Origin of the sequence: Spiroplasma endosymbiont of Glossina fuscipes fuscipes (assembly GCF_049669535.1) — a bacterium.
In the GTDB taxonomy this organism is placed as follows: Bacteria; Bacillota_I; Bacilli_A; order Mycoplasmatales; family Mycoplasmataceae; genus Spiroplasma.
This window is the reverse complement of record NZ_CP187162.1, coordinates 1122377-1137428: the sequence shown is the minus strand read 5'-3', so window position 1 is coordinate 1137428 and position 15052 is coordinate 1122377. Positions and strand designations below refer to the sequence as shown.

Here is a 15052-nt window from a genome sequence, read left to right as displayed (position 1 = left end):
ATCACCATAAGGAGAGTGTCAAAAAATGTGAAAATTATTAACATTAATTACTAGTATTTTAGAAAACCCCAAAATAGCATTAAGAATTATAAAATTATTAGAAAAATATGGTAATTCTAAAATAAAAGCAATTTTACAAAGTATTCAAGATATTGAACATCAATTAGCACAAATTCAATATTATTTAAATCCAAATGTTTTAAATGATCTTTTAAAAAAAATACCTCGTAGTTTAGAAATACAATTATTTAAAGATATTAGTTTTTTAGATAAAAATAAATATAAAGAAATTGTAAAATCATTAACTCCAACAGAAAGTAATTGAACTATCTTATCTAGTAGTTGATGTAAAAAAGGATTTTTTCAAATAACTAATAAACAAAAATTAATAGGTAATTTAACTATTTTAATTCAATCAGATAATGATAAACAAAAAAGATGATATGGACCATATACTTACCCAAAAGTACATATCCAAGTATGACAAGCAATGAAATCAGCAACTGGTAAAAATGGAACTGGGGCAGGATCAGTATTATGAAATATGTGATTACATGTATGATTACGCAGTGAATTAAGAGAATATGTTAATTGACAAATATATACAAAAGAAAATAAAGGTGGCGGTGATGTTAAATTAAGAGCTAGTCGTATTAATAAAAACCTATTAGAATTAAATAAAGAAATTAATAAATATAGTACTAATTTTTATAATTTAAAAGATAGTAAATTAAATAAAAATAAACAATATATCGATAATAAAAATTGATTAAATCAACAAAGAGAATATGCTACTAATTTAAAAACAGGATATAAAAATTTACATACTAAAATAATATCAAAACCAAAAACAATTAATCTTTATAAAGAACTTAAAAAAGGAATTAATATAATTAAACATCCAGTAAATAATATAAAAAATAAAAAATAGGTTAATTCCTATTTTTTATATACTATGAATTTTTAATTACTACATCAATCGGATTTGTTTGACCAGTAGCGTTGTTTTTACCTTCAATTTGAACTGCAACTGTTTTATCATTTGTAATATTAATTGGTCAGTCTTCACCTTTACTTTCAATAAAGTAATCAAAATCACTTTCAATTAAAGAACTATTTACTGCTTTTACTGCTTTTAAAACAACATCTTTAAATTGTGGTTTTAACTGTTCAGCTGTTGCTTTTGTTGGGACTGCAATATGAATAGTAGGTTTATCTAATTTATTAATTCCACTAATATTTATTTTAGAATTACCTTTAATTAATATTTTTTTATCATTAATATTTTGATTATCAATAATACCTGCATTAATATGTAAATAAATATTACCACTTACAATTTCATTAACTGGTAAATAAATACCTGCTGAATTTGTTTGAATTGGATAATCATTTTTGCCATCACTTAATATCATAATAGAACGCATAAATGCTAAAACTCGTTTTTTCTGTGGTGTAGTTAAATTATTATCTAAAATTTTATCAAATAATTTTTTAATTTCTGCTGTGTCAGGAGTTGTTGGAGTAATTCCAAAAAACTCATTATATTTTTTAGATACATCCATATTTAATGCTGTTTGATCTACATCTAAATTATTAATATTAGTAATAGTATTTTGAATTGCAGTTTTAAATGTAGGATTATAAAAATCTTTATAATTTGGATCATAATCTAATAATTGATAAGTTAATTCATTTTCTCATTCACCAGTAAATTCATTATATTTTTGTCATGAATCACCAGTTGGATCTGTATTATCTCACATACGAGCAATAGTATCCATTTGTTCTTGTTCTGTAAACATTTCTTTAACAATTAAGAAACCTAATTCAGGTCTTGTTAAAGCAAGTAATGAAAATAATACACGACTAGTAAATGCAGGTTCTTGTGTATCATTATCAACATAACTAATATTTTCAGTAAAAATAGTAATCATTGCGACATTATCTCTATGAATAACTAATGCTTCTATTTTATTATTAATAGATAAATCAAAGCCACGAGTTCTATTCATTCCTTGTAAATTAATTTCTAATTGTCCATTTGATGTTTTACCATGTAAAGGTTTAATATTTTGACCAAGCCATAATGATTTAGAAACCATATAACCTAAAACTTTATCTTGGAATAAAGTACCAGTTACCATTGTATTTGCTGAAATATTTTCACCAATTAATTGAGTATATGCTCGTGTTAAATCTAAATATGAATGTGGTTCTCAAATCATTTCTCAATCACTAGTATTTGTCCCAATTTGAGATGCATTAATTTTTCTTGTTTCATCTGTCATACGATGCCCTAATTTATACATTAAATCTAAGGCATCTTGTTGAGTTTTAATTTTAGTTGTATCATAAACAAAAGCATAATCTTTATTAAATTTACTACGAGCAATATAATTATCAATTACACCTTTTAAAAAGTATAATTCTAAATTAAACATCATATTTTCTGTAATTGAACCTGTTCATTTTGCTACTAATTCACCTCGTAATGATGGATCAGTATTTTTTAAACGAGATAAATCAAATCGTCTTCATTGTGTTTTTAAACCAATAGTATGATCAATTACTAAACGACCACGCTTAGCATTTTGATTTTGTTTTGGGTTTCCTTTTTCGTGATTTCATTCACTATCTCCATAAAATAATCGTTCTGGAATTGTATAAATTGCTACTGCATAATCAGCACTTTCCATATTAGGACTTGATTGTGCTGTTGCTGTTAAACGATGAAATGTATAATAATCAGGGTTTGATAAAATATCTTTAACTCTCATTTCTTGTGCTGATAATAATAAATGTCCTTCTGTTGTTAGATTTGCTACACCATTACCAATAACAAATCCTTCATGTAATCCTATAATTGATGCCATATTTTATTTTCCTTTCTGATATTCTTTTTGAACTAAATTTTTAATTCTTTCTTTAACAGGAATATCTTTATTTTCATCTAAACTAGTTTTAATTTTTTGTGTTAATTCTTCAATAAACATATTTTCATCTTTAATTTGAATTCCACCATTCATTAGATTTTTCATATCTAATATTGGTTTTTTCTCAACTAAATCTTTAAAATTAGTTTTAATATATTCCATATCTTTACCACTATTTAATAATTCTTCAACTATTTTACGATTTTCTTGTGGTACTTGTGATAACTCATATTCTCTTATTTTTGACTGATAACTATTAATTTTTTCTTCATATTGTTTTTCTGTTTCAGTTTTAATACGAGTTTCTGCATTTGGTAAAACACTAGATAATACTTGCTTTTCTTTTTGTTCTAATAAAGCATTAATTTCATCTTGTGTCATATTTTCTTTATAATCATATTTAAAGTTTGTCATACTTTAATCCCTCCATTATTTTTTATAGAAAATTTCAAAAACTATCGTCACCATCTTACCATCATTTTAATTTTTGTAAACTTGTGGGTATTTTTTCTTAATTTCAGTTCTAGCTTCTTCAATTCCTTCTTTAAAACCTTTTTCATATTGATCTAAATATTCTTTTTTATTATTTACACCATAATCATAAGTTTCTTTCATTAATTCTTGAAATATTTTAGTATGTTCTTCACAAGCAGGAACACCAATACCATTTCAATTTTTACTTACTTTTTTAAAACACTCTTTACCATCAATTATCATCCAACAAATATTTTTATTCATTCGCATTTTTTCAATATTTCTTTTAATTTGTTTTTTTGCCATATTTTTTATTTTCCTCTCGTAATATTTTTAAAGCTTGTTTTTGAACTATTAATTCTTTTTGTTTTTCTATTTTTAATTTTTTATTTTCAGCATGTTTAGCAATATTAATTGATTTTTCATTTTCTCTTGCTTTAAAATATGCTTTCATTTTTAAAATAAATCAAATAAAAATAGTAAGAATAATAACTGGAATAATTTTAGTTGCAATATTAGTTAATAATCTTATCTTTGCATTTGGAATAATTTTAGGTGCTTTTTGATAAATAAAACTAGCACTAGACGGAATAATTAACATTAATAATGCATTTCCATAATTATTTTTTTAATCAACATTTTCTAAACCACATTTTAAAAATTGTAAATAATTAGGTAATTCTATTACTTGCGGTAAAATAGATCACAAAGCAACAATTATACTTAATAAAACTGCACTTGTTCCAGTAATTCCTTTATCAGTATCATAAGCTATAATTCCACTTTCACTTAAAAATTGCTTATCATATCTTTCACGATCTTTTTTATAATCTTTTGCACCTCTTGTAAAAAATAATAAAGAATAGTATCATTTTCATTCAGGTTTAGATAATAAAGTATTTTCATTATTCATATTTATTAACCTCGCTTTCCAAATTGTTTACTTATTAAAAATGGATTATCTAATGTTTTTATAAAATATTCCATTATATCCATAACAGCATAAGTCATAGCATCAAAACCATCATCAAATAATTTATTATCTTCTAATTTATAAGTAGATTTATTTGCTGGTGGTTTTCTTCATTCCATTTTTAACATATCCTTAAATAACTCTGCTCTGGTGTTAATCGTTGACTAATTTGTAAATAATTCTTATTTAGCAGGATGATTATAGCATCAATTCTATCAGTTCGATATCAAACATCTTTTACTACTGGTTTAAATCTTAATCAATTAGCCTCAGGAAAATATTGTCGCCTAATATTATTTAATGTATCAATAGAAACTAAACCACCATTTCCATAGTTAACATTTACATCTAAACCATCTTGTAAATACTCTCACTGTATGGAAGCAGTTATATAAAAGTGTACTATTTCAAATAAAATCTTAGTTGTATCTTTATGTATCATTTCAGCATTACTATGTTTATATTCCATTAATGGTGTCATTTTTTTATAATCTCTATCTAGTCCCATTAAAATAGCATGAGTTGCATGTCCTAATGGACTATCTGCATAACCTAAATCTAAACCTGCTTTAAAATTAACTGGTTCAAAATCATATAATTTACTAAATAAATAATTAGCAAAAATACTACCATCTAATGCACCAGGCATTCCTATACCTCAAACCTCATATTTTTTAGGTCATTCTGCTTTTAATTCATATAATTTCATTAATTCATCATAATTTAAATTATCTTTATTAATTAAATAATTAGTATAATGATTAATTACTTTTTTATCATATGCTTTTTGACCTGTTTTAGGGTCTAATACTGGAATTACTAATTTAGATATTTGTTCACCTTTACTTTCTAATTCTTTACGATTAAAAGGCATTAATTTATTTAAATAATCGATATGATCTTGATAAATACTATCAGGGTTAGTACTTGTAATTAATATTAATTTTTTATAATCACGAACTGCTTGCATAATTGCTTCTTTTTCTGATTTACTAAATTCATTAGCTTCTTCAAGTCAAATAATACATAAATCAGCACCATTTGCTCTAGCTGTTCCTTTACCTAATACTTGCGATGAATTACTTTTTCTTGCTCCTTGTAATTTAATAAAACTACCATTAGGAAATGTTCAAGTAGGTTTATTAAAACGAGCATTATATTGATAATGACCACCTTTTCATTTTTTAGTAGGGTTAAGGATTAAACCAACTTTATCTAATGCATCTTGAATATCTTGTTGCATTTCAGCAGTATCAGCACTATTTAATCTAAAACCATATATAGCTATTTTTTTATCTTTATTTGCTAATACAACACAACTTAATAATGCTATTAATTCATCAATAGAATATGTTTTACCAGCTTTACGACTACCTGCTAAATTAATCTCATCTGCTATATATTCTTTATTATTTAATAAACTAACTACTATTTCATTAAGATAACTATATTCATACAACATTGCCATTATATCTTTCTCCTATCTGTTATGTTAATTACTGGGGGAGTATAATTTATTTCAGTTTCATTTTCACGGCCATAATACTGAGCATACACGGATACACCCCCCTTAGTTTCGTTTAAGAGATGTAATTTTATATTATTTTCTAGTATTCTTATTTTCATTTTAAGTTCATTAAATGCTAATAAATTAGCGTCTTTTAAGGCATTATATTCATCTTCTTCTAAATTACAAAAGATTAATAATGTTTCTTTTGTGGCAAGTTTTATCTTATTTTCTTTACAATATTCGTCAAATTTTGTTAATTTTTGCTTTATTTTTGTTAAATTTGCCATTATTCATCACTTTTTATCTACTTTTGCCATCTTTTTTACCTCTTTTTGTCATCACCATTCTACAAAAAAATATAAAAAAGTAAAATAAAAAAAGACTTTTTCAAGTCTCTATTTTTAGTAATTTTTAAACAAGTGATTAAGGGCTAGAAAATCCTACTTGTATTAAATTACATCACCATCCTAACATCTTTTTATAAAATGTCAACAAAATTTTAATTTTAGTGTATAAATAATTTTAAGAAAGGGTTAGATAAATGGAAAAGAAAAAATATAAGCATTTTAAATTAGCAGATAGAAATGACTTAAAAGAATATTTAGAATGTGAAAAATTTAAAAAGAAAAATGGTATGCCTAATTATTCTAAAATAGGAAAAGCAATGAATAAAAGTCGTAATACAATTAGATTAGAGGTTAACAGACTTAAAGAAGAATACAATCTTAAAAAAGCAAATGATGATTATAAAAATAAAAGAAAAAAATCAATAAAATATACAACAATTACAAAAAAAGTTGTAAATCATGTAATAAAAATTTTAAGTAAAAAAATCTATTCACCAATGTTAATTATTCATGAATATGTAAAGTAAAGATGCAAATAGGACATTTAACCCTTATTAATTTGATAATATATCTTTTATTAAAAAATGCAATACTTTTTTTGAAAAAAATAATTTTTTTTAAATATAAGTTAATATTTCAGCACGCAAAAAAGGAAACTTTGCTACAAATATATAATTCATATTTAAAAAAATTAAATATTAATATTTTGTAAAAATACATCTTTGGAAGATAATCAACTTAAACTGGGTCGTGGCTTTTCATTAATAATTTTCATAACTTTATTAATTTCTTTTTGAGTAATATTATTAAAATCAGTTCCCTTAGGTAAATATTCTCTAATATCTCTATTCATTCTTTCAACTTTGGGTTTTTGTGTCGGAGTTCCAGCATCACAAAAATAAACATTAGATCTAGTAATTTTTTCAATTTCTTTTCATTTACTAAATTCTTTACCTTGATCAGTTATAATTCCTTTTATGTTTTCTTTATAAAGTTTATTTTTAAAAATACTTTTAATGGCTTTATTAACTTCTTCTGAATTATGATGATCTAATTTAAAACAAATAGTATATAAACTCTTTTCTTCGGTAAAAGTTAAACAAGCAGATTGATGTTCTTTTCCAACAATACAATCCATTTGAAATCAACCAAAAGTACCTTTTTTATGTTCTGCTTCTTCAATAAATCTAATATTAGTTAATTGACCACGATCATCTTTTCTCTTTTTTGTTTTAAATTTTTTACCTTTAAATGGTAATTTTTTCTTAATTTCAGTATTTTCATCATCAAAAACACCATGATCAATATATTTGTAAAGTGTCACATGTGAAAATGGATTTTTTTCATTATATTTTTTTTTCATATTGTAAAGTAAAGATGCAAATAGGACAATTCGCCCTTATTAATCCAATAGTATATCTTTTATTAAAAATTGCAACTATTTTTTCAAAAAAAATATTTTTTTAAATTATGTAGTTATTTCAGCACCACGAAAAATAATTTTTGTTAAAAATCTAAAATTAATAATTAAACTATTAAATATTTTGTAAAAATACCTCTTTGGAGGATAATCAACCTAAACTCGGTCGTGGTTTCTCATTAATAATTTTCATAACTTTTTTTTTTTTTTTTGACTAATTTGATTAAAATCTGTTCCCTTATTCTCTAATATCTCTATTCATTTTTTCAACTTTGGGTTTTTGTGTTGGAGTTCCAGCATCACAAAAATATACATTTGCATTAGTAATCTTTTCAATTTCTTTTCATTTACTTAATTCTTTACCTTGATCAGTTATTATTCCTTTTATGTTTTGTTTATAAAGTTTATTTCTAAAAATACTTTTAATGGCTTTATTAACCTCTTCTGAATTATGGTGGTCTAATTTAAAACAAATCGTATATAGACTTTTTTCTTCTGTAAAAGTTAAGCAAGCAGATTGATGGTCTTTACCTATTATACAGTCCATTTGAAATCAACCAAAAGTACCTTTTTCATGTTCTGCTTCTTCGATAAATCTAATATTAGTCAATTGACCACGGTCATCTTTTCTCTTTTTTGTTTTAAACTTTTTTCCTTTAAATGGTAGTTTTTTCTTAATTTCATTATTTTCTTCATCAAAAACACCATGATCAATATATTTATAAAGTGTCACATGTGAAAATGGATACTTTTCATTATATTTTTTTTCATAATCAAAGATAATTAACATTGGTGAATAGATTTTTTCACTTAAAATTTTTCTTATATGATTTACAACTTTTTTTGAAATTGTTGTATATTTTATTGATTTTTTTCTTTTATTTTTATAATCATCATTCGCTTTTTTAGGATTGTATTCTTCTTTAAGTCTGTTAACCTCTAATCTAATTGTATTACGACTTTTATTCATTACTTTTCCTATTTTAGAATAATTAGGTGTACCATCTTTCTTTTTAAATTTTTCGTATGTTAAATATTCTTTTAAATCATTTCTTTCTACTAACTTAAAATGTTTAAATTTTTTCATTTCTTTTTTCATAAGACAACTTAGCCCTTTCTATTAAAATATTTATACACTAAAAATTAAAATTTTGTTGGATGGGTTAAGATAAATTGGACAACAATAATGTAGAGTAAAAGATTATAATTAAGTTACAATGGAGGTGTAATTATATGGCAAAGAATCATTATACCGATGAATTTAAACAACAAATTGTTGGTCTTTATAAATCAGGCAAAACATCTGGTCAATTATCTAATGACTATCAAATTGGTAAATCCATTGTTTGAAAATGAGTGCATGAATTTAACAATTCAGGATCATTTAAAGCTAAAGACAATCGCTCTGTTGAAGAAAATGAACTTATTCAGTTGCGAAAAGAAAACAAACAATTACGAATGGAAAATGATATTTTAAAGCAAGCAGCACTGATAATCGGCAAAAATAGTAATTATAAAAAATAACAAAGAAAAGTATAAAATTACTAATTTATGTAAAACACTAAAAGTTGCTAGATCAATATTTTATTATCAATTAAAATCAAATAAACTTAGTCAAGCCCAACATATTGATAATACTATTATCAGTATTTTCTTAAAAAGTAGAAAAAATTATGGTACAAGAAAAATTAAAGTTATGTTAGCACAACAAAATATTATATTGTCACGAATAAAAATTAGTCAAATAATGCAAAAATATAATTTAATTTCAAATTATACAAAAATTAAATATAAACATCATAATAACAAAGATATCACTTACAAATATAATAATTTGTTAAATCAAGATTTTGATAATTATAAATTACATGAAGTTGTTGTCAGTGATTTAACTTATGTTTGAATTAATAATCAATGATATTATGTATGTTTATTGATTGATTTGTTTAATCGTGAAATTATTAGCTATGATGTTAGTTCTCATAAAGATGCAAAATTAGTTGAAAGTACTTTTAACAAACTTAATTTTTCTTTAAAAAATATTAAAATATTTCATACTGACCAAGGAAGTGAATTTAACAATAGTACTATTTATAAACTTTTGACTAAGAACAATGTACAAAAATCTTATAGTAAACCTGGATATCCTTATGACAATGCAGTAGCTGAATCTACTTATAAAATTTTAAAAACTGAATTAGTCAAAAATAAAAAATTTAAAAGTATTGAAGAATTTAAATTAGAATTTGGATAGGTTACAATAACTTGGACCATATTTATGTAGACTGTAAAAAATAAGCTAAAATTATTAGGAAAGCAGGAATATAAAAATGGCAAAAAACCAGTACACCGATGAATTCAAGAAACAAATCGTAATGTTATATAAAAATGGTAAAAGTAATATTGAAATTGTTAACGAATATAAAATTTCAAAGGCAGTTCTTTATCAATGAGTAAAAAAATTTGAGAATTCTGGTTCTTTTAAAGCTAAAGACAATCGCTCTGTTGAAGAAAATGAACTTATTCAGTTGCGAAAAGAAAACAAACAATTACGAATGGAAAATGATATTTTAAAGCAAGCAGCACTGATAATCGGCAAAAAGTAATATTAATTACTAAAAATAAAGACAAATATTTAGTGAGGAAAATGTGTCAAATATTAAAGATAGCAAAATCAAAGTATTATTATCAAATTAATAAGATCACTAAAACTGAAATTAATATTTATGAAAATGAAGTTATCAGTGCATTTAAAGAAAGCTATAAAGTTTATGGTGCTAGAAAAATTAAAATTATTTTAGCAAGAAAGAACATTATTTTATCTCGACGAAAAATTAGAAGAATTATGGCAATAAATAATTTAGTATCAAAATATACTAAATTAAAATATCGCAATCATAAATCTCCTGTAAATAATGATCAAATTAGTAATATTCTAAATCGTGAGTTTAGTAATAAAAGACAAAATGAAGTTATTGTGAGCGATTTAACCTATGTTCAAGTTGGTTCAAAATGACATTATATTTGCTTACTAATTGATTTATTTAACCGTGAAGTAATTGGCTATAGCGCTGGAACAAATAAAACTGCTGAACTAGTTCAGCAGGCATTTTATAAAATAACATGACCACTAAATCAAATTAGGTTGTTTCATACAGATCGTGGTAATGAATTTAAAAATAAAATTATTGAAGAAATTTTATTAACATTTAATATTAAAAGATTATTAAGTGCAAAAGTGCCCTTACGATAACGCAGTAGCTGAAACAACCTATAAAGCTTTTAAAACTGAATTTATTAATGGTCGAAAATTTAAAAATTTAGAACAATTAAAGTTGGAACTATTTAATTTCATTAATTAATACAACAATATTCGAATTCATGGTAGTTTGAATTACTTAACTCCAGTTGAATTTAGAAATCAGAAGTCTACATAAAAAGTGTCCTAAAAAGTGTTGCCATTCCAAGAAGAATTAATGACAATTAGTGAAGTTAAACCAATGGTTAATCAAATTGAATTACATCCAGGTTTAAACAATACTGCTGTTGTTCAATTTTGCCAATAAAATGGGATTATTGTTGAGTCATGAGCAACATTAATGTAAGGAAAATGTACGACAAATTCAACAATCCTAAAAATTGCTGAAAAACATCAAAAAACCCCGGCACAAATTTGTTTAAAATGAGCAGTGCAATAAAATATTGTTGTTATTCCAAAATCAACGCATAAAGAACGTCTGATTGCTAATACGCAGTTAGATGATTTTATGTTAGATGAGGAAGATATGACAACATTATTTGCATTATCACAAGAAAGATTGGGTCCTGATCCGAATCATGTTGATTTTTAAAATTATTAACCATTTGTTATAATTTACAATATAACTTAACAAAAGGAATGATATGATGAAAAAAATAATTAGTGTATTGGGAACTATAACAATGATTGCAACACCTGTTACAACAATAATTAGTTGTCAACAAGAAGTAAAACATTATGTTCCAACGCGAAATACCGATATGGAAGCAGATGTTAGTCAGTTTTTATCACAATTTACTTTGCAAGCATTTAACGATGAAGGTGATTATTGAATCAAACATAATAATGATGATTTAATTTTTACAACTTTTAATAAAGATAAAGAAGCGCATACCTTAGCGCCAATTATTAATTATGCCTTTAATAATTCAGAAACAGTTTCAGCTTTTGAATTATCAAAACAAAATGTTTTATTTAAAACATATCTTGTGACAATGCCATCAAAGTTACCAGCACCAGAACAATTGTATCATGATTTTCAACTGTTTCCTTTAATTCGCGACACGACTGCATATAGTTATACAACGGGTGAAACAACAATGCAAGAAACTACAATTGAAGGAGAGCATTTAACAACAACAATTTATTATTTAACAATTAATTTAAATAGTAATGTTTTTTGAAATTATGAAATTAATAAAGATTTATCAAGTTATTTAATTAATTATATTCAAACTAACCCAAGTTTTATTTTTTCACAAAACATAACTGACGAAGCAATTATGACAAGATGGTTAACAAATGTTTATACTGATTCTAATAATTTTAAAATTAGCAATATTAAAACAATTAAAAATATTTCTGATTTAGTTGTTTATTTAACAGATAAAATTAATTTTCAGTTTAATAATTTAGATACTAAACAAATTGGTAACCAAGGGGAATTTAATTTTAATGTTAGTAATCAAAAAAATAATTATCGTTGACAATTAAACAAGTTAAAATATGAAATTCAGTAAGAATAATTATTGTATTTTATTTTCTTTTATAATTTAAACCAACTGTATTTTTAACTTTTGTTAATTTTTTATTGGCAAGATAACGGGCTTTTTCTGCGCCAGCATCAATTAATTGGTCAATGGTGTCATCTTTAATTAATTGGTGATATTTTGTTTGAATTGGCTCTAAGGTTGCAATAATAGCTGTTGCTACTTCTTCTTTTAACTGTCCATAATCACAATTACTTAATTCTTTAACAGTAGATTCAATTGTAATGTTTTTTAAAACAGCATAAATTGTTAAAAGATTACTTACTCCTGGTTTTTGTTCAGGATCATAAGCAATTTTTCCATCAGAGTCAGTTATTGCTGAACGAATTTTTTTACGAATAACATCGGGTGCATCTAATAGTCCAATAAAAGATTTCGGATCATTTGATGACTTACTCATTTTTTTAGTTGGGTTTTGTAAATCCATAATTTTACCACCAACTGGGGGAATAAAATCATTAGGGAGTTTAAAAAGTTCTTGTTGGTAACGATTATTCATTCGTTCGGCAATGTTTCGTGTTAATTCAATATGTTGTTTTTGATCTTTTCCAACCGGAACTAAGTCAGCATCATATAATAAAATATCAGCGGCCATTAAAGTTGGATAAGTTAATAGACCAGTGGGAATAAATCCCGTGCTATTTTCAGCTTTCATTTTAATTGACTTATCTTTAAATTGAGTCATTCGTGATAATTCCCCAACAGTGGTATTACATAATAAAATATGACTTAATTGTGTTAATTCTAAGACATCTGATTGGACATAAATAATTGCATTGTTGGGCTCTAATCCACAAGCATAATATAACGCAATCATATTTTTAATATTACTTCGTAATTCTTCTTTTCCAATAGGGATTGTAATCGCATGTAAGTTTGCAACAAAAATAATTAAGTTATTATTTTTTTGTAGTTCAATAAAATTTTTAATTGCGCCAATATAATTTCCTAATGTTAATTGTCCAGTGGCAGTAATTCCTGAAACAATTGTTGGTTTTTTTCCGTCCATCTTTTTTCCGTCCTGTTCTAAAATTAATACTATATTAGTAATATCATAGCAAATAATTTTCTCTTTGCCATCAAAAAACATCGAAAAATGATGTTTTTTCTTGATTTTTTTTGTAATTTATTTACTATTGTTTGAACAAATAATATAATACCTGTATAGACTTAGAAGGAGAGTACAAAATTATGTCAAAAATTGAGAAAATTTATGCTTGTGAAGTAATTGATTCACGAGGTAATCCAACTGTTCAAGTTGAAGTTTGAACAGAATTTGGAGGATATGGTTCAGCGATGGTACCATCAGGAGCTTCAACCGGAAGTCGTGAAGCATTAGAATTAAGGGATGGTGATAAAGGACGTTACCAAGGGAAAGGCGTCTTAAAAGCTGTCAATAATGTTAATACAAAAATTGCCGAAGAACTTGTTGGAATGGAAGCAACTGATCAAGTTGCAATTGATAAAGCAATGATTGCTTTAGATGGGACAGATTTTAAAAAGAATTTAGGAGCTAATGCAATGTTAGGAGTTTCAATGGCGGTTGCTAAAGCAGCAGCTTGTGAAGTTGAATTACCATTATATAAGTACCTAGGAGGAGTTAACGCTAAAAAACTACCAGTGCCAATGTTAAACATTATTAATGGGGGAGAACATGCTGATAGTGCAATTGATTTCCAAGAATTTATGATTATGCCAGTTGGAGCACCAACTTTTAAAGAAGCGTTACGATGAGCATCAGAAATTTTCCATACATTAAAAAAAATCTTACATGATAAAGGAGATATTACTGCTGTTGGTGATGAAGGGGGATTTGCACCGCATTTTAATTGAGCATATAAAGATCAATCATTAGCATCATTCCAAGTAAAAACACCAGCAGAAGTTGCTTTAGATTTAATTGTTGAAGCAATTAAAGCAGCAGGGTATAAAGCGGGTGAAGATGGTGTGATGATTGCAATGGATTGTGCATCATCAGAATTGTATTTTGAAGACAAAAAATACCACTTTAAAAAAATTGAAAAGGTAACTGGGAAAGAATATGCAATGACAACAGAAGAATTAATCAAATATCTTGCTAAATTAGTTGATACATATCCAATTATTTCAATTGAAGATGGTTTAGCAGAGGCAGACTGAGCTGGTTTTGAGTTACAAGTTAAAACAATGGGACACAAAATTCAAATTGTTGGAGATGATTTATTTGTTACAAATCCAAAAATTACGGCGGAAGGAATTGCTAATGAAGCTGCTAACTCAATTTTAATTAAATTGAACCAAATTGGGACAGTTACTGAAACAATTGATACAATTCAATTAGCACAAAAAGCAGGATGAACAACAGTTGTGTCACATCGTTCAGGAGAAACCGAAGATTCAACAATTGCTGATTTAGCAGTTGCTTTAAATACTGGTCAAATTAAAACGGGAAGTATGTCACGAAGTGACCGTATTGCAAAATATAATCGTTTATTAGCAATTGAAGATGAATTAGGAACAGTTGCTGAATATGATGGAATTAAAACATTCTATAATTTGAAAAAACATGTTTTACATTTAAAAAAATAACCTTACGGTTATTTT

Annotated in this window: 16 protein-coding genes and 4 pseudogenes; 9 read left to right on the top strand and 11 right to left on the bottom strand. The window is 25.3% G+C overall.

The genetic code is table 4. The features are described from left to right. Positions 1-25: 25 nt before the first annotated feature. Positions 26-931, top strand: a complete 906-nt coding sequence (locus ACOBWH_RS06805) for a hypothetical protein (protein ID WP_424526246.1) — start codon at positions 26-28, stop codon at positions 929-931. Between the two features lie 22 nt (positions 932-953). On the opposite strand, the gene ACOBWH_RS06800 is transcribed toward ACOBWH_RS06805, so the two are convergent. The 8 genes from ACOBWH_RS06800 to ACOBWH_RS06765 all read right to left on the bottom strand — a co-directional run bounded on the left by ACOBWH_RS06800 (position 954) and on the right by ACOBWH_RS06765 (position 6210). After that, positions 954-2876 (bottom strand): hypothetical protein, encoded by a 1923-nt coding sequence (locus ACOBWH_RS06800; RefSeq protein WP_424526245.1) that lies wholly within the window; start codon positions 2874-2876, stop codon positions 954-956. Between the two features lie 3 nt (positions 2877-2879). Next, entirely contained in the window at positions 2880-3350 is a 471-nt protein-coding gene (locus ACOBWH_RS06795; RefSeq protein ID WP_424526131.1) for a hypothetical protein, read from the bottom strand. Positions 3351-3416: 66 nt separating this feature from the next. After that, entirely contained in the window at positions 3417-3716 is a 300-nt protein-coding gene (locus ACOBWH_RS06790; protein ID WP_424526244.1) for a hypothetical protein, read from the bottom strand. Then, entirely contained in the window at positions 3697-4011 is a 315-nt protein-coding gene (locus ACOBWH_RS06785) for a hypothetical protein (protein ID WP_424526243.1), read from the bottom strand. Before ACOBWH_RS06785 ends, ACOBWH_RS06790 begins: the two co-directional genes overlap by 20 nt. Positions 4012-4038: 27 nt before the next feature. Continuing rightward, positions 4039-4323 carry a hypothetical protein gene (locus tag ACOBWH_RS06780; protein WP_424526242.1) on the bottom strand — a complete coding sequence of 95 codons (285 nt, stop codon included), beginning with the start codon at positions 4321-4323 and terminating at the stop codon, positions 4039-4041. A 5-nt stretch (positions 4324-4328) separates the two neighbouring features. After that, positions 4329-4502, bottom strand: coding sequence for a hypothetical protein (locus ACOBWH_RS06775; RefSeq protein WP_252156700.1), 174 nt, complete (start codon positions 4500-4502; stop codon positions 4329-4331). A 2-nt stretch (positions 4503-4504) separates the two neighbouring features. After that, complete coding sequence (locus ACOBWH_RS06770) at positions 4505-5851, bottom strand: phage terminase large subunit (RefSeq protein WP_424526241.1); 1347 nt, start codon at positions 5849-5851, stop codon at positions 4505-4507. Further along, on the bottom strand, positions 5851-6210 hold the full coding sequence (locus ACOBWH_RS06765) for a hypothetical protein (protein WP_424526240.1): 360 nt from the start codon (positions 6208-6210) through the stop codon (positions 5851-5853). Before ACOBWH_RS06765 ends, ACOBWH_RS06770 begins: the two co-directional genes overlap by 1 nt. A 224-nt stretch (positions 6211-6434) precedes the next feature. Here ACOBWH_RS06765 and ACOBWH_RS06760 point away from each other — a divergent pair. Continuing rightward, positions 6435-6671: pseudogene (locus tag ACOBWH_RS06760) on the top strand (IS30 family transposase); the annotation flags it as partial. Between the two features lie 260 nt (positions 6672-6931). On the opposite strand, the pseudogene ACOBWH_RS06755 reads toward ACOBWH_RS06760, so the two are convergent. Next, positions 6932-7603: pseudogene (locus ACOBWH_RS06755) on the bottom strand (IS30 family transposase); the annotation flags it as partial. A 172-nt stretch (positions 7604-7775) separates the two neighbouring features. Continuing rightward, positions 7776-8759, bottom strand: a pseudogene (locus tag ACOBWH_RS06750) (IS30 family transposase). Between the two features lie 134 nt (positions 8760-8893). On the opposite strand from ACOBWH_RS06750, the gene ACOBWH_RS06745 reads away from it, so the two are divergent. The 6 genes and pseudogenes from ACOBWH_RS06745 to ACOBWH_RS06720 all read left to right on the top strand — a co-directional run bounded on the left by ACOBWH_RS06745 (position 8894) and on the right by ACOBWH_RS06720 (position 12439). Then, complete coding sequence (locus ACOBWH_RS06745; RefSeq protein ID WP_424526239.1) at positions 8894-9184, top strand: transposase; 291 nt, start codon at positions 8894-8896, stop codon at positions 9182-9184. Further along, positions 9165-9914 carry an IS3 family transposase gene (locus tag ACOBWH_RS06740; RefSeq protein ID WP_424527439.1) on the top strand — a complete coding sequence of 250 codons (750 nt, stop codon included), beginning with the start codon at positions 9165-9167 and terminating at the stop codon, positions 9912-9914. The genes ACOBWH_RS06745 and ACOBWH_RS06740 overlap by 20 nt, the downstream gene beginning before the upstream one ends. A gap of 76 nt (positions 9915-9990) precedes the next feature. After that, the gene (locus tag ACOBWH_RS06735; protein ID WP_424526145.1) at positions 9991-10266 is read left to right on the top strand and encodes a transposase; all 276 of its coding nucleotides are present in this window, start codon (positions 9991-9993) and stop codon (positions 10264-10266) included. Positions 10267-10307: 41 nt separating this feature from the next. Beyond that, positions 10308-10913 carry a DDE-type integrase/transposase/recombinase gene (locus tag ACOBWH_RS06730; protein ID WP_424526238.1) on the top strand — a complete coding sequence of 202 codons (606 nt, stop codon included), beginning with the start codon at positions 10308-10310 and terminating at the stop codon, positions 10911-10913. Continuing rightward, positions 10891-11097 (top strand): annotated as a pseudogene (locus tag ACOBWH_RS06725) (IS3 family transposase). The gene ACOBWH_RS06730 and the pseudogene ACOBWH_RS06725 overlap by 23 nt, the downstream one beginning before the upstream one ends. Positions 11098-11563: 466 nt before the next feature. After that, positions 11564-12439, top strand: coding sequence for a lipoprotein (locus tag ACOBWH_RS06720; protein ID WP_424526237.1), 876 nt, complete (start codon positions 11564-11566; stop codon positions 12437-12439). Positions 12440-12455: 16 nt separating this feature from the next. On the opposite strand, the gene trpS is transcribed toward ACOBWH_RS06720, so the two are convergent. After that, positions 12456-13478 carry a tryptophan--tRNA ligase gene (gene trpS / locus ACOBWH_RS06715; RefSeq protein ID WP_424527437.1) on the bottom strand — a complete coding sequence of 341 codons (1023 nt, stop codon included), beginning with the start codon at positions 13476-13478 and terminating at the stop codon, positions 12456-12458. Positions 13479-13660: 182 nt separating this feature from the next. Here trpS and eno point away from each other — a divergent pair, with 182 nt between their 5' ends. Next, positions 13661-15037, top strand: coding sequence for a phosphopyruvate hydratase (eno, locus tag ACOBWH_RS06710; RefSeq protein ID WP_424526236.1), 1377 nt, complete (start codon positions 13661-13663; stop codon positions 15035-15037). Positions 15038-15052 lie beyond the last annotated feature (15 nt).